At 63.8% G+C, this 17,696-nt stretch carries 19 protein-coding genes; 11 read left to right on the plus strand and 8 right to left on the minus strand.

What is annotated here, in order from left to right; translation table 11 throughout:
- The first annotated feature begins 4 nt into the window (after positions 1-4).
- On the plus strand, positions 5-4,132 hold the full coding sequence (locus tag CVS48_RS25725; RefSeq protein ID WP_100856925.1) for a CheR family methyltransferase: 4,128 nt from the start codon (positions 5-7) through the stop codon (positions 4,130-4,132).
- A 28-nt stretch (positions 4,133-4,160) separates the two neighbouring features.
- On the opposite strand, the gene CVS48_RS25730 is transcribed toward CVS48_RS25725, so the two are convergent.
- A complete protein-coding gene (locus CVS48_RS25730; RefSeq protein WP_100856926.1) occupies positions 4,161-4,352 on the minus strand; it encodes a hypothetical protein in 192 nt (63 codons plus the stop codon).
- Between the two features lie 28 nt (positions 4,353-4,380).
- Positions 4,381-4,551 (minus strand): hypothetical protein, encoded by a 171-nt coding sequence (locus CVS48_RS29315; protein WP_157814482.1) that lies wholly within the window; start codon positions 4,549-4,551, stop codon positions 4,381-4,383.
- Positions 4,552-4,728: 177 nt separating this feature from the next.
- Between CVS48_RS29315 and CVS48_RS25735 the strand changes: the two genes are divergently transcribed.
- Together CVS48_RS25735 and nadE are read left to right on the plus strand one after the other, a co-directional pair.
- A complete protein-coding gene (locus tag CVS48_RS25735; RefSeq protein WP_100856927.1) occupies positions 4,729-4,962 on the plus strand; it encodes a CrpP-related protein in 234 nt (77 codons plus the stop codon).
- 139 nt (positions 4,963-5,101) lie between these two features.
- The gene (nadE, locus tag CVS48_RS25740; protein ID WP_100856928.1) at positions 5,102-5,962 is read left to right on the plus strand and encodes an ammonia-dependent NAD(+) synthetase; all 861 of its coding nucleotides are present in this window, start codon (positions 5,102-5,104) and stop codon (positions 5,960-5,962) included.
- A 74-nt stretch (positions 5,963-6,036) separates the two neighbouring features.
- Here nadE and galU read toward each other — a convergent pair whose 3' ends face one another.
- Positions 6,037-6,870, minus strand: a complete 834-nt coding sequence (gene galU, locus CVS48_RS25745) for a UTP--glucose-1-phosphate uridylyltransferase GalU (protein ID WP_100856929.1) — start codon at positions 6,868-6,870, stop codon at positions 6,037-6,039.
- Positions 6,871-6,971: 101 nt separating this feature from the next.
- Positions 6,972-7,862, minus strand: coding sequence for a manganese catalase family protein (locus CVS48_RS25750; protein ID WP_100856930.1), 891 nt, complete (start codon positions 7,860-7,862; stop codon positions 6,972-6,974).
- 168 nt (positions 7,863-8,030) lie between these two features.
- On the opposite strand from CVS48_RS25750, the gene CVS48_RS25755 reads away from it, so the two are divergent.
- From CVS48_RS25755 to CVS48_RS29320, 4 genes are all read left to right on the plus strand, one after another.
- Positions 8,031-8,306 (plus strand): hypothetical protein, encoded by a 276-nt coding sequence (locus tag CVS48_RS25755; protein ID WP_100856931.1) that lies wholly within the window; start codon positions 8,031-8,033, stop codon positions 8,304-8,306.
- Positions 8,303-8,788, plus strand: a complete 486-nt coding sequence (locus CVS48_RS25760; protein ID WP_100856932.1) for a hypothetical protein — start codon at positions 8,303-8,305, stop codon at positions 8,786-8,788. The genes CVS48_RS25755 and CVS48_RS25760 overlap by 4 nt, the downstream gene beginning before the upstream one ends.
- Positions 8,788-9,726: a DUF2243 domain-containing protein gene (locus tag CVS48_RS25765; protein WP_100856933.1), complete on the plus strand. Its 939-nt coding sequence runs from the start codon at positions 8,788-8,790 to the stop codon at positions 9,724-9,726. Before CVS48_RS25760 ends, CVS48_RS25765 begins: the two co-directional genes overlap by 1 nt.
- 86 nt (positions 9,727-9,812) lie before the next feature.
- Positions 9,813-9,983, plus strand: coding sequence for a hypothetical protein (locus CVS48_RS29320; RefSeq protein ID WP_157814483.1), 171 nt, complete (start codon positions 9,813-9,815; stop codon positions 9,981-9,983).
- A gap of 116 nt (positions 9,984-10,099) precedes the next feature.
- Here the strand turns inward: CVS48_RS29320 and CVS48_RS25770 are convergent, their stop codons facing one another.
- The 4 genes from CVS48_RS25770 to CVS48_RS25785 form a co-directional block, all read right to left on the minus strand.
- Positions 10,100-10,432 (minus strand): four-helix bundle copper-binding protein, encoded by a 333-nt coding sequence (locus tag CVS48_RS25770; RefSeq protein ID WP_100856934.1) that lies wholly within the window; start codon positions 10,430-10,432, stop codon positions 10,100-10,102.
- A gap of 75 nt (positions 10,433-10,507) precedes the next feature.
- Entirely contained in the window at positions 10,508-11,521 is a 1,014-nt protein-coding gene (locus tag CVS48_RS25775) for a chemotaxis protein CheB (RefSeq protein ID WP_100856935.1), read from the minus strand.
- A gap of 81 nt (positions 11,522-11,602) precedes the next feature.
- The gene (locus CVS48_RS25780) at positions 11,603-11,986 is read right to left on the minus strand and encodes a hypothetical protein (protein ID WP_126376263.1); all 384 of its coding nucleotides are present in this window, start codon (positions 11,984-11,986) and stop codon (positions 11,603-11,605) included.
- A 59-nt stretch (positions 11,987-12,045) separates the two neighbouring features.
- On the minus strand, positions 12,046-12,225 hold the full coding sequence (locus CVS48_RS25785; RefSeq protein ID WP_100857861.1) for a hypothetical protein: 180 nt from the start codon (positions 12,223-12,225) through the stop codon (positions 12,046-12,048).
- Between the two features lie 202 nt (positions 12,226-12,427).
- Here CVS48_RS25785 and CVS48_RS25790 point away from each other — a divergent pair, with 202 nt between their 5' ends.
- The 4 genes from CVS48_RS25790 (at position 12,428) to CVS48_RS25805 (ending at position 17,641) form a co-directional block, all read left to right on the plus strand.
- A complete protein-coding gene (locus CVS48_RS25790; protein ID WP_100856937.1) occupies positions 12,428-13,120 on the plus strand; it encodes a chemotaxis protein CheB in 693 nt (230 codons plus the stop codon).
- Positions 13,121-13,183: 63 nt separating this feature from the next.
- A complete protein-coding gene (locus tag CVS48_RS25795) occupies positions 13,184-14,629 on the plus strand; it encodes an IS1182 family transposase (protein WP_100856890.1) in 1,446 nt (481 codons plus the stop codon).
- 143 nt (positions 14,630-14,772) lie between these two features.
- Entirely contained in the window at positions 14,773-17,271 is a 2,499-nt protein-coding gene (locus tag CVS48_RS25800) for a CheR family methyltransferase (RefSeq protein ID WP_242001151.1), read from the plus strand.
- The gene (locus CVS48_RS25805) at positions 17,264-17,641 is read left to right on the plus strand and encodes a response regulator (RefSeq protein WP_100856938.1); all 378 of its coding nucleotides are present in this window, start codon (positions 17,264-17,266) and stop codon (positions 17,639-17,641) included. The genes CVS48_RS25800 and CVS48_RS25805 overlap by 8 nt, the downstream gene beginning before the upstream one ends.
- The last annotated feature ends 55 nt before the right edge of the window (positions 17,642-17,696 follow it).

Raw genomic sequence — 17,696 nt, forward strand, 5'->3', positions numbered from 1 at the left:
TCCCATGTCCAACACTCCCTTCGTGCCCGACAACAAACCGGGCGTCGCCATCAGTGATTTGCACTTTCCCGTTGTGGGGCTGGGCGCCTCGGCGGGAGGCATCGAAGCGTTGCGGGATTTCTTTTCCCATACCTCCAGCAACCCGATGATGGCGTTCGTGGTCATCGTGCATTTATCGCCCGACCACGAAAGCGTGCTGGACAGGATCCTGCAAGCCGCGACCGGCATGCCGGTGGTGCAGGTGACGCACCCGCAGCGCATCCAGTGCAACCACGTTTATGTCATTCCGCCCGCCTCGGTGCTGGCCATGAATGACGGCTATTTAAGCGTCAAGCCGACGCAACCCTCGCAGGGCAGTCGTGTTGCCATCGACGAGTTCTTCCGCACGCTGGCCGATGTACACACCACGCGGGCGGTCGGCATCGTGCTGACGGGTGGCGGGTCGGACGGGTCGCTGGGGCTGGCGCGCATCAAGGAGCAAGGCGGCGTCACGTTCGCCCAGCAGCCCGACGACGCCGAGCACGACGCCATGCCGCGCAGCGCCATCGCCACGGGCATGGTCGACATCATCCTGCCGATAGCGGCCATGCCCGAGCGGCTCAAGCAGATTGCCGACAATATGTCGGCGATGCACGTGCCGCGCCTGGCGAAGGACAACGCGGAAGCGGCGGGTGCATCCACCCCGGGCGCGGACCCCGACAAAGAAGACCGCATCGCGCTACGCGACATCCTCACCGTGCTGCGCGCCCGCACGGCGCATGACTTTCGCCACTACAAGACCGCGACGGTCTTGCGGCGCATCGAACGCCGCATGCAGGTGACGGGCGTGTCTACCCTGAGGGCGTATTGGCAACTGCTGCAAGACCGGGCAGAGGAAACGCCCCTGCTGCTGTCCGACATGCTGATCGGCGTGACGCAGTTCTTTCGCGACAAGGACGCCTTCTCGTCGCTGGAGAATTTTGCCCTGGGCAAGCTGTTCGAGCGGCATCAGAAGAACCCCGGCAGCCCCCTGCGTGCCTGGGTGGCGGGCTGCTCCACGGGCGAAGAGGCTTATTCGCTGGCCGTGCTGCTGAGCGCTCGCGCCGACGCGCTGAAGGTGAACCAGAAAATACAGGTGTTCGCCACGGATATCGACGAAGCGGCGCTGGCCGTGGGCCGCGCCGGCAGCTACCCCACGGCGATCGAAACCGATGTTCCGAAGCCCCTGCTGGAAGGTTATTTCTCGCGGCAAGACAACGAATACCGCATCAAGAAGGAAGTGCGCGAGCGCGTGCTGTTCGCCGTCCACAACATCTTGCGCGACCCGCCCTTTTCGAAGCTGGACCTGGTCAGTTGCCGCAACCTGTTGATCTACCTGGATCGTGACGTCCAGCAAGACGTGCTGAAGATGTTCCACTTTGCCCTCAAGCCGGGCGGCTACCTGTTCCTGGGCAGTTCGGAATCGGCCGACGCCTGCCCGCGCCTGTTCCAGGTGGTGGACAAGCGCAATCGCATCTATGTGGCCAAGGAAACGCCCACCCAGCTTCGCAATGTGCCCGCGTTGCCGGCCGCCCATGCCTTTGAACGCCCCAGCGCCGCCCCGGCCAATATGGCGCGCAACCGCCACAACAAGATTTCATACGCCGAGGTCCATCAGCGCGCGCTGGAAATGTACGCGCCGCCCAGCGTCATCGTGGACGCGGAAAGCGACATCGTGCACATGTCCGAACGCGCGGGCCGGTTCCTGCGCCACGCGGGCGGCGAACCCTCGCGCAACCTGCCGTCGCTGGTCCACCCCGAGCTGCGCATGGAATTGCGCACCGCGATGTTCCAGGCGCTGCATACCCGCAAGAGCGTCGAGGCGCGCCGCGTGAAGATGAAGATCGGCGAGCGCCAGACCTACGTCAACATGGTGGTGCGGCCGTTCCGCCACGAGGAAACGTCCAACGACTACATGCTGGTGCTGTTCGACGAAGTGGAAGACGTGATGAGCCCCGAAGGCGTGGCGCCCACCGTGGGCGCCTCGGCTGTAATGACGCAATTGGAAGCCGAGCTGCAAGGCACGAAGGACCAGTTGCAAACGACCATCGAGCAGTCGCAAACGTCCACCGAAGAACTGAAGGCGTCCAACGAAGAGTTGCAGGCCATCAATGAAGAGCTGCGCTCGGCCACGGAAGAGCTGGAAACGGGCAAGGAAGAATTGCAGTCGGTGAATGAAGAACTGATCACCGTGAATGCCGAGCTCAAGGCCAAGGTGGACGAAACGGCCAAGATCAATGACGACCTGCAAAACCTGATTGCGTCCACCGACATCGCCACGCTGTTTGTCGACCGCAAGATGCACATCCAATGGTTCACGCCGCGCGCGGCCGACGTGTTCAACGTCATTACCAGCGACGCGGGCCGGTCCTTGCTGGACATCACGCACCGGCTTGACTACCCCGACATGGCGCGCGACGCGGCCGGCGTGTTTGAATCGCTGCGCGCCGTGGAGCGCGAGGTACGCAGCGATGCCGACCGCTGGTACCTGGCGCGGCTTCTGCCCTACCGTAGCGCCGAGCACCGCATCGAAGGCGCGGTGCTGACCTTCATCGACATCACCGACCGGCGCAAGGCGGAAGACCGCGTCCGCCTGGGCGAAGCGCACCTGAAGCTGATGACCGAAAGCGCGCGCGACTTCGGCATCCTGACGCTGGACCCCGATGGCGTGATCACCAACTGGAACATCGGCGCCGAGACCATGTTTGGCTATTCCCGCGCCGAAGCGGTCGGCAAGTCGTTCTCCATCATCTTCACCGACGCCGACATCCAGGCGGGCCGGCCGCAGCTGGAACTGGAACGCGCCAGGCAGATCGGCTATGCCCCCGACGAGCGCTGGCATCGGCGCAAGGACGGCGGCCTGATCTTCTGCACGGGCGGCGTCAACCGCATGGACGACCCGACCATACGCGGGTTCGCGAAGATCGTGCGCGACGTCACCGACCTGAAGCTGCGCGACGCGGAACAAGAGTCACGCCTGGACCGCGCCCGCGCAGACAACGTGCTGAAAGACGAGTTCTTCGCCATGGTCTCGCACGAACTGAAGCACCCGCTCAACCTGATCCAACTGAATGCCGAACTGCTGGCGCGCACCCCGGCCGTGCGCAATTCGCCGGCCGCCGCGCGCTCGGCTGACCTGATCCAACGATCCGTCAAAGGCCAGGCGCGCATCATCGACGACCTGTTGGATCTGTCGCGCGTGCGTACCGGCAAGCTGGCGCTGAGCCAGTCTATTTTTGACGTCACCGCCATCACCACCAATATTCTTGACGTGCTGCGCCCCGTGGCCAGCGCGGCCGGCCTGACGCTGCACAGCGAGTTTGACGCCAACCAGGCCATCCACCTGAACGCCGACCCGCTGCGGGTTGAACAGATCATCTGGAACCTGCTGAACAACGGCATCAAGTTCACGCCGCCCGGCGGCTCGGTCACGCTGAAGCTGGCGGTGGAAGACTCGCGCATGCGGCTGGATGTGATCGACACCGGCCATGGCATCGACCCCTCGTTCCTGGGCAAGGTGTTCGACATGTTCAGCCAGGCGGACGTGCGCCAGCGCAACCTGGCCAGCCCCGGCCTGGGCATCGGCCTGGCGGTTGCAAGCGAACTGGTCAAGGCCCACGGCGGCACCATCCAAGCCCATTCCGATGGCCAGGGCCACGGCGCGCGCTTCACCGTGCGCATGGCCTTGGCGCACGCGCAGCAGGAGGAACAGCAGTTGCCGCTGCCGGGCGAAAGCCCGTTGAAGGGCATGAAAGTGCTGATCGTCGACGACTCGGAAGACATTCTTCACATCATGCGCGAGCTGCTCGACATGGAAGAGGCCTGCGTCACCGCGGTGGGCAGCGGTCGGGAAGCGCTGGATGCGCTTGAGGCTTCCGCGTTCGATCTGCTGCTGTCCGATATCGGCATGCCCGGCATGGATGGCTATGCGCTGATTCGCGCCGTGCGCGAAAAGTATCCCGACCTGGCCATGCCCGCCATCGCGCTGACCGGCTTCGGGTCGAAGGACGACATGAACCAGGCGCTACAGGCCGGCTACACGGCGCACATCAGCAAGCCGGTGTCGCTGGACAACCTGCTGGACATCGTGCGGCGGCTGCGCGAACAGGCTTGAGGGTCAAAAAAAGGCCGGCCCACTGCCCTCAACCCGCCTGACGGTGGCCGGCCAGCACCTGGAAGGCCCGCGCCACATCGTCCGGTATTTCGCGTGACAAAAGCTCTTGTTGCCAGTCGGCCTTGGGTGGCCAAGCCACGCCCAGCAACGCCAACTGCTTCTGGTTATAGCCGCCGCCCGCGGTCTGCCATCGCTGCAACCATTCGTTGGTGACTCGCATACGGCTCACCCTCAGAAAGAATGGGCCGCTATCGCAGCCAGATGGCTACCACCCACACGACGAACAAAATGGCCACCAGCACCGCGATAAACGTGGCGAACTGGCGCCACGGGCCGCGCCCGGTGGTGGACTTGCGCGCGGCGTGGGCCTGGGCCTGTGCGTCGTCCGAGGATGGCCGCGAGGGGGTAGACGATTTCATATCAGCTCCGATCCGCCCGATGGCGGGGATGCCTGGCGCAGGGTGTTCAGCACGTGCCGTGCCCAGACTCTGCCCCAGGGGGTTCCGCCACGCTAGCTCCCGTAGTATTGACACACTATTGCACGCAGCTGGCACCGAGTTCATACTTTTTGCTCATACCAATCGGGGGAGTCCGAGATGAATAATGACATCCAGGATCAGGGTGCACAGGCCGCCCGGAACGGATGGAGCCTGTTCGATTGCCCCTACCTGCGGGCCCATCAGATGCCAGGCCATACCGGCGAACCCATCGCGCAATGGCGCGCCAAGGTGGCGGCTTGGGAAGCCGGATGGAAAGCCGAAGTGGAAAGTTGGCTGGGTCGCTCGAACCCTCCCTCCATGCAGCGTGACGACAGCCAGGTCGTCCACTGACGCTTCCGCATCAAACGCCGCGACTTTCGCGGCGTCAATCGCAGGTCGCCAGTGATCAGGCCCGGAAATTGCTACGCACGCCTCTAAGTGCGTGGCGACTGTTTTCGCTGCATTCGGAACAGTGGAGGGAGATCTGATCATGGCTCGGAATACCAACACACAAGATCGGCAAGCTGCCATTGCGTGTGATCTAGGCGTTCAACAAGATTTTGACTCGGCGCTTGAAGTTGAATGCCGGGTGAAATTTCTGGAAGACTATTTATCGGGGACGGGAAAGTCCGGATACGTGCTGGGCATCAGCGGCGGTGTGGATTCCACGGTGGCGGGAAGAATGGCGCAGCTTGCCACTGAGCGGCTGCGCCTGAAAGGGCACCGCGCTTTTTTCGTGGCGGTGCGCCTGCCCTACGGGCAGCAGCATGACGAAGAAGACGCCGCCCGCGCGCTGGAATTCATCCGCGCCGACCACGTGATGGAAGTGGATATCAAGCCGGCGGTGGACGCCCAGCGCGACGCGCTGGCGGCGGCGGGCCTGGTCTTCAGCGACAAGGCAGCGGAAGACTTCGTGGCCGGCAACATCAAGGCACGCCAGCGCATGGTGTCGCAATACGCGATCGCGGGTGCGATGGACTGCCTGGTCATCGGCACGGATCAGGCGGCGGAAGCCTTGATGGGATTTTTTACCAAGCATGGTGACGGCGCGGCCGACCTGCTGCCGCTACGCGGCTTGACCAAGCGTCGGGTGCGCGCCCTTGGCGTCGTGCTGGGCGTACCGGCCAAGCTGATCACCAAGGCGCCCACCGCCGACCTGGAATCGCTACGCCCCGGCCTGCCTGACGAGGTGGCGTTGGGAGTCAGCTATGACGAGATTGACGACTTCCTGGAAGGCCGTCCGGTGCGCGAAGACGCGATGCAAACCGTGCTGGACCAATATCACACCACCGCGCACAAACGCGAGCCGCCCGCGGCCCCGAACGGCTCGAATGGCTGCGGCGGCGACTAGCGCCTGAAGCAATCGGACCCGCCGTCGGACGGGTCCCGTCGGATCCCGGCGAATGCGCGCCGTCGGACCCAGGACTACTTCATCCCGTGATACTTGCGCCCGATCTCCATCGTGGCGCGGTAAAAGCCTTCCTTGCTGCCGCAGTCATAGCGCACGCCGTCGTACTCGTAGCCGAATACCTTCCTGCCGTCCAACAGCGCGGCGATTGCGTCGGTCAATTGGATTTCGCCCCCGACGCCAGGCTGCGTGGCCTGTAGCGCGTTGAAAATCTCGGGCTCAAGAATGTAGCGCCCGACGACGGCCAGGTCGCTAGGCGCGTCGGCCGGATCCGGCTTTTCAACCATGCCGGACACCCGCAGCACCCCTTGCGAAACGTGCTTGCCCGACACAATGCCGTACTGATTGGTCTGGCTGCGCGGCACTTGCTGCACGGCCAGCACGCTGCCTTCGAACTCACGCGCCACCTTCATCATTTCGCCGATCACGGGCGTGTCCGCGTCGATCATGTCGTCGGCCAACAGCACGGCAAACGGCTCATCGCCAACGAGTGCCGCGGCGCACAGCACCGCATGTCCCAAGCCCAGCGCGGCAGGCTGGCGGGTGTACACGCATTGCACCGAGTCGGGGATGACGTTGCGCACGCTGTCCAGCAGCGCCCCCTTGTTCTTCAATTCCAGGTCGCGCTCCAGCTCCGGAACGCGGTCGAAATGGTCTTCAATGGCGCGCTTGTTGCGCCCGGTGACGAAGATCAGTTCCGTAATGCCGGCCGCCACGGCTTCCTCAACGGCATATTGAATCAAGGGCCGGTCCACGATCGGGAGCATCTCTTTCGGCATGGCCTTCGTGGCCGGGAGGAAACGGGTGCCCAGGCCGGCAACGGGAAATACCGCTTTGCGTATGGGAAGCATGGTTTGGCTCTTATGGATGAAGACAACCCGGGACGGATGTCGTGCTTGCACAGGAGCAAGCCCCGTGCCCGGCCCCGGGCTGCCGTGCCGCCGCCGAGCACCTAGGCGGGACCGTCGGTCGCGGACCGCCCTTGTCCCAATTCCGCACCCGTGGCCGGGTCGACGGACGGGTCCGAGGCGGTACGCGACGCCATGGCCTGCAGCGCCAGGGTCTCCTGCTCGGTCAGGCCCACGCTTGCCATGCCGTCGCCGTCGATGGCGCACTGATCTTCGCGGGCGGTTACGTAGGTGAAGTTTTCGTCGCTGTTCCACGATCCGCGCATGTCGCCCTCGCCTTGAGACATATTGAAGTAGACGTTGGCAAATCGCGGATCGCCCGGCAGCTTTCCAGGCGGGAAGTTAGGCTCCATGGAATACAGCGCTTTCTCAAAGGACCGCTGATGGGCCACTTCGCGCGTCATCAAGAAACCCAGTGCTTCTTTGACCCCCGGGTCGTCAGTGGCGTTGATCAAGCGTTCATAGATGATCTTGGCACGTGCCTCGGCGGCGATATTCGAGCGCAGGTCGGCGGAAGGGTCGCCAATGGTGTCGATGTAGCCCGCGTTCCAAAGCTGCCCTCCCGAATTGGTCAGCGCGGGTCCACCGCCATACAGCACCTGCGTCACGTGCGAATCGTTGCCCGGCCCGTTCAGCCGGCGGTAGATCTCGGCTTCGGACTCCGTGGCCTCGGCCAGCGCACCCTTGGCCCCCTTGTTCAGCATGGCGACCAGCGTGCCGATCACTTCCAGATGGCTCAGCTCTTCGGTTGCGATATCCAGCAGCATGTCTTTGCGGCCGGGGTCGTCTTCGGCCACGGCCTGAGTGAAGTATCTACATGCGGCGGCCAATTCTCCTTGTGGACCGCCAAACTGCTCCAGCAGAAGGTTGGCCAGGCCAGGGTTGGTCTGGGCGACGCGAACGGTGTATTGCAGTCGTTTGTTGTGAGCAAACATGGTCATCTCCGGTAATGCCGGCCCTGTAGTGGCCCGGCTGGCACGGCCTACGCAACCGCCATGCCACGGCGCAGATGCGTGAACCATGCGGCCGCCGCGCGGGAACGTGAGTTGCTCGGTTTGGAAGCCCGGCGCATCTGTGCCGCCCACCACGCCAGGAGTCTCCTCATGCCGCAATCCCCCACCCATGGTTCGCGCAAATCCATCCCCGGCCAGCCCGATGTCAACGCGGGCGCACTCCGGCCGGCTTCCAAGCCCCAGCCGTCATCCAAGGCCCAAGACGGCCGCGCGCTGCCTGATGTTGACCACCCGCCTTCGGCGCACAGCCACGGCACGGGCTTTGATCGCGCCGTGGCGCAAGAAGAGGCCGAGGCCCGCGACGGCACGCTGCCCGGTTCCAACGACACGCGGCCGGCGCCCTCGACCAAGGAATCCAAACCATGATCATCGAAGCATTTGAGCGCCCAGACGGCATGTGGAGCTTTCGCCGGATTGCGATGCTGGGCGTGCAGCAGGATGACCGCGCGTATCCCTCATGCGAGGCGGCGGTCAAGGCGGCCAACGCGGAATATCCGAACGAGGCGGTCTCGATCATTGCGTTTCAATCTCAGGAGCAGGACATGAAGCCAGATCAAACAGCGAAGCCCGAGGGCAAGGACCCCACCGCCACCAATCCCGCGACGGCGGGAAGCGGCGCGGTGGAGCCTTCCACCGAAGACCAGGTGGATATCGCCAACCAGGTACAGGACGGCATCAAGCAGGCCGACGCGCGTGAGGACAAGAGTTCTTCACCGCCCACGCGCGTGGGCGGGGCTAAGCCGTTGGACGGCAACCCCAACCCGGAACGCGACACCGAAGGCGGCGTCTTCACACCCGCCGACGACACCCCGGCGGTGTTGCGCAAACGCGCCGGCCCGAGATCGTAATGACCGCCGCGTCCGCGAGCGCGACCGCCGTCTTGCCCCGCCGCCGGCCGTGGGCGGGCTTGCTGCTGGGTTTTGGCATGGGCGGCTTCTTTGACGGCATTTTGCTGCATCAGATTTTGCAATGGCATCACCTGCTTTCCGGTTTCGGTGCGGGCGGAGGGTCGTCCGCGCTTGCCGACCTGCGCGTACAGGTTGTGGCCGACGGCGTGTTTCATGCGCTGATGTACGCGGTGGCGGCAGCAGGCCTGTGGAGCCTGTACCGGTCGCGCGGCGCGTCGGCGCCGCCGCGCAGGGCGCTGCTGGCCAGTTTTCTGGTGGGATTCGGCGCGTGGCATGTCATTGACGCCGTGCTTTCGCACTGGCTGATCGGCCTGCACCGGCTGCGCATGGACGTGCCGGACCCCTTGCCGTGGGAGCTGGGCTGGCTGGGTGTGTTCGGCGTGCTGCCGCTGGCGGCCGGCCTGTTGCTGGGTCGGCGAGATCCGCCGGGCGCGGGTGGCGCGGGGCATGGCCCGGGCGGTGGCTCGGGCGGTGGCTCGGGTAGCGGCCCGGGTGGAGGATCGGGCAGCGCTTCCGGCCTCGGTGCGCAGAAGCCCGCCGGCCGGCTTGCCGCCGTGCTGGCCGTGACCATCACGACAGCGGCGGCGCTGAACATCTACCCGCTGTCGGCGCCGGCGCAGGACACGTCGGTGGTGGTACTGCGCCCCGGCGCCAGCGCCTCCCATCTGCTGGCGGCGTTGGACGGAACGCCAGCCCGGATCATGTGGAGCGACGCATCAGGCGGCGTCTGGGTGCTGGCGGACGCGCCAGGCGCCACGCTGTTGTCGCTGTTCAACGCGGGGGCGCTGTATGTCAGCGGCGCCAGCGCACCCGCCGGATGCTCGGCATGGGTGGCCGCACCAAGCTCTCCGCGCGCTCAGGAACGGCGTTTGCTGTAAGAAGCCGCGGCTTGCGCCGCCACAGGCATCACCCGCACGGCGTGGGCGGGCTCCGTCAACACACGTCTTCGGATACAGGATCAGCCATGGCCTCCCTTACCACCCCTCCCGCTTCCCAAGCTGCGCGGCTGCCGTTGACGCCCGGCGCGACAATCTCATCCCGGCTATCGCTGGGCCTGCTGTTGGCTGCCCTCTTCTGGGCGGTGGCCGGCGGCCTGCTGCTCACCCTGTGGTTAGCGTCGCAGTTGCTGGCATAGCCCGCACGCGGCAAGCAGCGAACAGAGGCGCCCGGGGAGCCCCGGGCCCATACACGCAGACGGCGAAAAGGGCTGCAACGGGGCTGCAACGGGGCTGCAACGGGGCTGCAATTCACCTACGCAGCCATCTTGCGGCAGCTCTCCGCGCAGCGCCGGCATGTCGCGGCGCAATCTTCCATGCCGTCCATGCCTTCGCAACTGTCCGCGCAGGCCGCGCATAGGTCCGCGCACGCGCCGCAGACGCGGGTGTGCTGCGGTACGCCGATCATCATCGTGTGCGCCGCCGTTCGGCAAATTTCGGCGCAGGCCATCATCAGTTTGAAATGCGCTGGGGCAACGTGCTCACCCCCCGCCTCCAGGCAGTGGTTCGCTGCCGTCTGCAGGCAACGGCGATAGCAGGCCAGGCAGCTATCAATGCAGGTTTCCATGTCTTGGTTGACGGCGGTCATGGTCGATCTCCTTGTAAGCGTGTCCCGGAATGGGCCGGCAAGGCCCGCAATCCGCATGCCCGCCGCCGCAGCCGGCTACACCGTATCGGTGTCCGCCAAGGGGCTGTCCGTCAAGACGGCCAGGCCGCGCAGTTGCTGATAGGCCGCCTCCCACTGGCCCACGGCCGCGCGCAGCCGCCCGGTTTCCTCTGGTGACGCGCCACCGGTCGCGATTTCGTCGCCCGCCAGGATGATGCGCTCGCGCAGCAGGCGCGCGGCGGACCACAAGGCGTCGTCGACGGCTTCCGCGTGCGCGGCGTGCAAGGATTGGGACGAAAACGCGTGTCCGGTATGGCAGCGGTAGCGCACCGGCAAGCCCGAATCCACCCGCCACACTGCGCCTCCGCATTCGGGGCAGGTCAGCCCTGCCTGGCGCCCGATGCGTTCCAGCACGGAGGCGGACGACTGCCCGGTTTCCGTCATGCGGGATTCGGCGCGCAAGACCTCCGGCGGACCGGACTGCGTGGCGGAACGCGGGCCGACCGTGGTCTTCACCGCCGCCGCCATCGCTTCGCCAATCTGCTGCAAGGGCAACACCTGCGCCGACGGTACCGCCGCGATCGCGTTGGCGGGCATGTCCTCGGCGACGCTGTCAGCCGGGTCTTGCACGATGGCGACCCCGCCGCACGCCTTCACGGATTTCAGTCCGGCCGCGCCGTCATCCAGTCGGCCGGTCAGCACAATACCCACCACGCGCGGCCCGTAGTGCACGGCCGCGGATCGAAACAGCGGATCCGCCGCCGGCCGTGTAAAGTTCTCCTTCGGCCCGCGCGTCAACACCGTGCTGTCATGCTGCAGGATCAGGTGCCTGTCGGGCGGCGCCACGTAGACGACACCCTGAGCAAAGGGTTCACCGTCATTCGCATGCTGCACCCGCCAACGGGTACGGCGTTGCAACAGGGTCGGCAACACGCTGCGGTAGCCGTCCACATGCATGGCCACGAATATGGACGCCGGCAAGGAAGGATCCAGATCGCCCAGCATCACCTCCAGCGCGGCCAGGCCGCCCGTGGATACCGCCACGACCACCACGTCTCGGTTCTGCATCATGTGCCCCTGAATGTGACCCGGAATGTGCCTGACGAATGTGCCTGACGAATGTGCCTGACGGATGTGCGCGACATGCGCGCGCTAGCGTCCGAACTCATTGGTCTTGTGTCCACCAGAGCCCGCCTTGCCGCCCGGAATCTGGCCGTCCGGCGCGGGGTTGGCGGACGATCCTTTGACGGTGCCCTGGCCTTGCACCGGCTGAGACGGCTTTTCTCCTTGCGGCGCTTGCGGAACGGTGGGCGGCGGACCGGAGGGATCGCCTCGGGAGGGCGCGGGCGCCCCGCTGTCCGGCGCCGGTCCCTTGGGTGCGGGTGTGCCGGAAGGCGGGGGACCGCCCTGCCCGGCCGGCCCGGCGGGGCCACCGGCCGATTGCGCGAAGCCGACGCTGCTCCACGCCAGGCCAGCAGCCAAGGTCACGGCCAACAGCGGCGCCGCGCAAGACAAACCATGCCGAGGATGTCTCATGTTTATCTCCTGACCAAAAGGTTGTGTTCCGCGCGAGGGCCGACGGCCCTCGCCCGCTGTCATGGTTTGCTGCGCGAACCCGCACCCCGATTGCGCTGGCTCTGCTGGTCTTGGCCCGTGCCGATCTGCGTGACGTGCCCTTCTTTCTTGGTCCGGTTCTGCGTGTCGCCGTGGCTGGCTTGCGCCTCGCGGGGCGTGTCGCCGGACGAAGGGTTGGGTTTGGTGTCTTTGGGTTTCATCGCAATGCTCCCTTTAACGGTTTGGACCTTGGCAAGCAGCAAGCGGCATTCCTGGAAATAGTCCGGTATAGCGAGCGCGGACAGCACCATTCATGGCTACAGCGCCACACAAGTATGTAGATTTTTCCGTCAGGGACACAGCGCGTTTCAGCATGCTAAGGTCGTCGAATATCATCACGGCTTTCCACCAATTCGGATAAACATGTCCCCAGCCAGCACCGCGTTTGTCGTAGGAATCGGCGCCTCCGCCGGAGGCGTTGAAGCGCTGGAGCATTTTTTTGCCGGCATTCCGCCTTCTCCAAACATGAGCTTCATCGTCGTGACTCATTTGGGAAGCGGGCGTACCAGCCATATGCCGGACATCATCGGGCGCCATACGGCCCTGCCGGTACACAGCGCGCAAGACGACATGCTGGTCGAGAACAACCAGATCTACGTGCTGGCCGCGGATGCCGATATTTCGCTCAGCCAGGGCCGGATCAAGGTTGCAGCCACGGCAGGCGCCCGCAAGGGACGGCGGCCTATCGATCAGTTCTTTACCTCGCTTGCCAAGGATTACGGCGCACGCGCCGTGGGCGTTGTGCTGTCCGGCAGCGACTCCGATGGCACCCTGGGGCTGAAAGCCATCAAGGAGTACGGTGGTATCACCATGGCGCAGACGTCCAATGGAAACGGGCCCGCCTATGAAGAGATGTCGGGCAGCGCCATCAGTGCGGGCATCATCGACTTTGCCCTGCCCGCCGAAGAGATGGGCGCGCGCCTGCACCAGCTTGATGCCGACTTCGACCTGCCCTTCGGCCCCATGGCCGAGGATGAAGACAGCGGCGCCGTAGCGCCCGAAATGGAAAACATCAAGTCGGAAATCTACGAACTGCTGCTGACCGAGGCTGTGTGAAAACTCTTTGACGCCGCTACGGTGATGTAGATAGAGTTTGGTATCTCGATCCCGGGAGTCGACATGCCCCGCTTCATCGAAGGTCAGGACCGGCATCAGGTAGCGTTGATCCCGGAATGCCTGGATGACTTCATCGCCGACGACAACCCGGTGCGCATAATCGACGCATTCGTCGAAGAGCTCAACCTGGCAGTGCTCGGATTTGAGAAGTCGGCGCCAGCAGCTACCGGCCGCCCGTCGTACCACCCGGCCGTGCTGCTGAAGATCTACATCTACGGCTACTTAAATCGGGTCCAGTCCAGTCGTCGACTCGAGCGAGAGTGCCAACGCAATGTCGAACTGATGTGGTTGGTCGGCCGTCTGGCGCCAGACTTCAAGACCATCGCGGATTTTCGCCGTGACAATGGCTCGGGCATTCGCAACGTTTGCCGGCGGTTTCTTGCCGTATGCCGAGATCTCAAGCTATTCAGCCAAGCCCTGGTTGCCGTTGATGGAAGCAAGTTCAAGGCAGTCAACACGCGCGACAAGAACTTCACGGCTGCCAAGATTGATAAACGTCAGCACCAGATTGAGGAGAGCATCCATCGCTATCTGGCGGCGCTCGACACTGCGGACCGAACGCAACCTGTCGAGATCGAGGCCCGCACCGATCGGCTCAACGACAAGATCGAACGTCTGCGCAAGCAAATGCGCGCGCTGGATGGCGTCAAGGAAAGGCTCAAAGATAGTCCAGACGGTCAGTTGTCGGTGACTGACCCGGATGCCCGCTCGATGGCTACCAGTGGCCGGGGCTCGGGGATGGTCGGCTACAACGTGCAGATGGTTGTCGAAGCCAAGCACCATCTGATCGTCGCGCACGAAGTGACGAACCGAGGACACGACAGGGACTCATTGGCATCGATGACACAAGCCGCGCGGGAGGCGATGGGCAAGAAGCGACTGCGCGCGATTGCCGATCGCGGCTACTACAGCGCGCCTCAGATCAAGGCATGTGCAGAGACAGGTATTGATGCGATCTTGCCCAAGCCGACCACTTCCAATGCCAAGGCAGAAGGCCGCTTCGACCGTTCGGACTTCATGTACATCGCGAAGGACGACGAGTATCAGTGCCCTGCGGGCCAGCGCGCCATCCACCGGTTTACGCGAGAGGAGAATGGTCTTCAATTGCGGCGCTACTGGAGTAGTGCCTGCCCACAATGCGCTATGAAGGAGCGATGCACTCCTAGCGCGTATCGGCGCATCAGTCGATGGGAACATGAGGCCGTGCTTGAGGCGGCGCAGCGCCGTCTCGACCGAATGCCAGAAGCGATGAAGGTGCGGCGGCGCACAGTGGAACATGTGTTCGGCACGTTCAAGCATTGGATGGGCTATACACACTTCCTAACTCGTCGCTTGGGCAATGTGGGCACGGAAATGAGCTTGAATGTACTGGCCTATAACCTCAAGCGGGTGATGCGCATCCTAGGCTTCCAGCAAACGATGAAAGCGATACTGTCGATGGGGGGCTGAGCCCTTCATGTGACCAATGACGCACTTCATATCGTATCCGCGCCGCTCAAACGGCCTTCAGGGAGTCTCGCGTCGAAAAATCGAAGTGAAGACCGCTCAAGTTGATGCGGTCCAGGTGAATTCGCTGTGGTCGTTAGGGCGAGATGAGTTTCCACACAGCCTCGACCCGGACCGGCCACGATTTCAGCGGCTATAAAAGCAAGACCTTCATGCGCCGCGTGCATCGCCGCATGAAGGTCAACCAGTCCGAAACGCTGGAGGGCTATCTTGAATTCCTGCGCCAGACGCCGCAGGAAGCGGGCGCCCTGTTCCGCGATCTGCTGATCAGCGTGACGGATTTCTTTCGCGATCCCGATGCCTTCGAGGCCCTTTCGCAGCAAGTCATCCCGCAGTTGCTTGAAGGCCGTGGCGTGGCGGATACGGTCAGGGTGTGGGTGCCCGGTTGCGCCACCGGCGAAGAGGTCTATTCGCTGGCTATCCTGCTGCGCGAGCAGATGGACAAGATGGACCTGCCGCCGCGCGTGCAGTTGTTCGCCACCGATATCGACGAACGCGCGCTCAGCGTCGCGCGGGCCGCGCGCTATCCCGCCGCATTGCTCGATAGCGTGACACCCGAACGACGCGAGCGCTTCTTCATCGCCGACGGCGAAAGCTATATCGTCAGCAAACAGGTGCGGGAACTCTGCATTTTTTCGCCGCACAACGTGCTGCGCGATCCGCCCTTTTCCCGTATTGACCTGGTGTCCTGCCGCAACCTGCTGATCTATTTCGGCGGCAACATCCAAAAGCAGGTGATCCCGACGTTCCACTATGCGCTGCGCAGCGGCGGCTATCTGTTCCTGGGCATGTCGGAAAACACCACGCAGTTTTCCGACATGTTCGGCTCCGTCGATAAAAAGCATCGCATCTTCCAGCGCCGCAGCGACATCGGCGTTCGGCCTCGCCCCCATTTCAGTTTGCCCTCCACCGGCATCCCGAACGCCCAGGACTTGCTGCAACGCCGTGTGCCGCCAAGCTCAGCAGGGCTGCGCCAATCCATCGACTCGCAAGTGCTGGGACAGCATGCGCCGCCGCACGTGCTCGTCAACAAGGACGGCGACGTGGTGTATTACTCCGGCCGCACCGGCAAGTACCTGGAAGCGGCCGCGGGCGTGCCCACGCGGCAGATCCTGGCGCTGGCCCGCAAAGACCTGCGCCTGGACCTGCGTGCCTTGCTCAGCGACGCCATGGCCAGCGGAGCGGCCGCCACGCGCCGCAACGTGGCAATAGAGGGCGACGACGGGCGCGTCCAGCTGCTGCGCCTGACGGTCGACCCGCTGCTCGACAACCGCGAAGGCGAACCCCTGTACCTGGTGCTGTTCGCAGATGACGGCCCGCCGGTCAGCCGTGAAGAAGCAAACACCTATCTGCATGCCAAACAGTCGGGCATGACCGAGCAGATCGAAAGCGAACTGCGCGAAACTCGCGACCGCCTGCAATCGACCATCGAAGAATACGAAACCGCGCTCGAGGAATTGAAGTCGTCGAATGAAGAACTGGTGTCGGTGAACGAAGAGTTGCAGTCGTCCAACGAAGAATTGGAAGCATCCAAGGAAGAACTGGTGTCGCTCAATGAAGAGCTGCACACCGTGAATGCAGAACTGCAAGGCAAGGTGGATGAGCTTGATCGCAGCAACAGCGACCTGCACAACCTGTTTGATAGCACCGCCTTCGCGACGCTGTTCCTGGACGGCAACCTGGTCATCCGCAGCTTCACGCCACCGGTCTGTGAAGTCTTCCGGATCTTGCCCAGCGACCGCGGCCGCCCCATCACTGACCTGGCCAGCCGGGTGCCACTACCCTCGTTCGCGCAAGACATCCAAGAGGTGTTCCGCGCGCAGACCATCATTGAACGCCGCATCGACGCCAGTGGCGATGCCAAGCAGTATCTGCTGCGCCTGGCGCCCTACCGCGATTCCAACAACCGCGTGGATGGCGTCGTGGTCACCTTCATCGACATCACGCAGATCACGCAGGCTGAAAAACGGCACCGCATCCTGATCGCCGAACTTCAGCATCGCACCCGCAATTTGCTGGCGCTGGTGCAGAGCATTGCGTTTCGCACGCTGGGCCGTGGCGAACCGTTTGATCGTCTGAACAGCCGGCTGTCGGCACTGAGCCGCGTGCAGGGTTTGTTAAGCGACGTTTCGCCCGAGGCCATCGATTTCGCGGAAATCGTACGCCGCGAACTTGACGCGGTGGGACACGGGCAGCATGTCTCGGTGCAAGGCGAAACCACCTTCATCAGCGCGGAATGCAGCCAGTCGCTTGCCTTGGCGTTGCATGAACTAGGCACCAACGCCGTCAAGCATGGCGCCTTGAAACACGCGGGTGGCGAACTTGCCGTGCACTGGCACACGCAAACGCAGGACGACGAGAAAACGCTGGTCATCGACTGGCGGGAATCCGGCCTGCCCACGCCCCCGGACGCAGACCGCAGGGGCTATGGACGCGAACTGATCGAACAGGCCCTGGGTTTCACCCTGCAAGCACGCACCACCATGGACTTCCAGCCGGACGGCCTTCGTTGCCGCATCGAAGTGCCGCTACGCGGATCATTCAAAACCAACGCGGCACTGAATACGAGGGACCAAGATGGCTGAATCTCTGCCTCTGTCTTCGTGTCGATTATTGATCATCGAAGACGAATACGTCATTGCCGAAACACTGGCCGAGGCGCTGCGTGAAGCAGGCGCCAACATCGTCGGCGTGATCGGATGGCTGGATGAAGCAACGCGCTTTGCCAGCAGCCATGCCGACGAGTTCAACTGCGCGGTGGTGGACATCAACCTGCACGGCGCGCTGTCGTACCCGCTGATCGACATGCTGTCCTCGCAAGGAGTACACGTCGTACTGTTGACGGGCTTTGGCGTGGAGGCGCTGGAAGCGGCTTACCGCGAACTTCCGCGTTGTGAAAAGCCATTCAATCAGGACAGGCTTATCGGCATGCTCTGCTCCAAATTCGGCGCATAGCAGCATTCAATCCGGTATACCCAATCCGGTATAGCCCACTCGGCACAACATTTGC

This window comes from Achromobacter spanius (assembly GCF_002812705.1).
GTDB classification, from domain to species: Bacteria; Pseudomonadota; Gammaproteobacteria; order Burkholderiales; family Burkholderiaceae_B; genus Achromobacter; species Achromobacter spanius.

What these genes read in the sequence shown, in the direction of transcription:
- CVS48_RS25725 (WP_100856925.1), top strand. Translation starts at nt 5, where the DNA reads ATGTCCAACACTCCCTTCGTGCCCGACAACAAACCGGGCGTCGCCATC.
- CVS48_RS25730 (WP_100856926.1), bottom strand. Translation starts at nt 4,352, where the DNA reads ATGCGAGTCACCAACGAATGGTTGCAGCGATGGCAGACCGCGGGCGGC.
- CVS48_RS29315 (WP_157814482.1), bottom strand. Translation starts at nt 4,551, where the DNA reads ATGAAATCGTCTACCCCCTCGCGGCCATCCTCGGACGACGCACAGGCC.
- CVS48_RS25735 (WP_100856927.1), top strand. Translation starts at nt 4,729, where the DNA reads ATGAATAATGACATCCAGGATCAGGGTGCACAGGCCGCCCGGAACGGA.
- nadE (WP_100856928.1), top strand. Translation starts at nt 5,102, where the DNA reads ATGGCTCGGAATACCAACACACAAGATCGGCAAGCTGCCATTGCGTGT.
- galU (WP_100856929.1), bottom strand. Translation starts at nt 6,870, where the DNA reads ATGCTTCCCATACGCAAAGCGGTATTTCCCGTTGCCGGCCTGGGCACC.
- CVS48_RS25750 (WP_100856930.1), bottom strand. Translation starts at nt 7,862, where the DNA reads ATGTTTGCTCACAACAAACGACTGCAATACACCGTTCGCGTCGCCCAG.
- CVS48_RS25755 (WP_100856931.1), top strand. Translation starts at nt 8,031, where the DNA reads ATGCCGCAATCCCCCACCCATGGTTCGCGCAAATCCATCCCCGGCCAG.
- CVS48_RS25760 (WP_100856932.1), top strand. Translation starts at nt 8,303, where the DNA reads ATGATCATCGAAGCATTTGAGCGCCCAGACGGCATGTGGAGCTTTCGC.
- CVS48_RS25765 (WP_100856933.1), top strand. Translation starts at nt 8,788, where the DNA reads ATGACCGCCGCGTCCGCGAGCGCGACCGCCGTCTTGCCCCGCCGCCGG.
- CVS48_RS29320 (WP_157814483.1), top strand. Translation starts at nt 9,813, where the DNA reads ATGGCCTCCCTTACCACCCCTCCCGCTTCCCAAGCTGCGCGGCTGCCG.
- CVS48_RS25770 (WP_100856934.1), bottom strand. Translation starts at nt 10,432, where the DNA reads ATGACCGCCGTCAACCAAGACATGGAAACCTGCATTGATAGCTGCCTG.
- CVS48_RS25775 (WP_100856935.1), bottom strand. Translation starts at nt 11,521, where the DNA reads ATGATGCAGAACCGAGACGTGGTGGTCGTGGCGGTATCCACGGGCGGC.
- CVS48_RS25780 (WP_126376263.1), bottom strand. Translation starts at nt 11,986, where the DNA reads ATGAGACATCCTCGGCATGGTTTGTCTTGCGCGGCGCCGCTGTTGGCC.
- CVS48_RS25785 (WP_100857861.1), bottom strand. Translation starts at nt 12,225, where the DNA reads ATGAAACCCAAAGACACCAAACCCAACCCTTCGTCCGGCGACACGCCC.
- CVS48_RS25790 (WP_100856937.1), top strand. Translation starts at nt 12,428, where the DNA reads ATGTCCCCAGCCAGCACCGCGTTTGTCGTAGGAATCGGCGCCTCCGCC.
- CVS48_RS25795 (WP_100856890.1), top strand. Translation starts at nt 13,184, where the DNA reads ATGCCCCGCTTCATCGAAGGTCAGGACCGGCATCAGGTAGCGTTGATC.
- CVS48_RS25800 (WP_242001151.1), top strand. Translation starts at nt 14,773, where the DNA reads ATGAGTTTCCACACAGCCTCGACCCGGACCGGCCACGATTTCAGCGGC.
- CVS48_RS25805 (WP_100856938.1), top strand. Translation starts at nt 17,264, where the DNA reads ATGGCTGAATCTCTGCCTCTGTCTTCGTGTCGATTATTGATCATCGAA.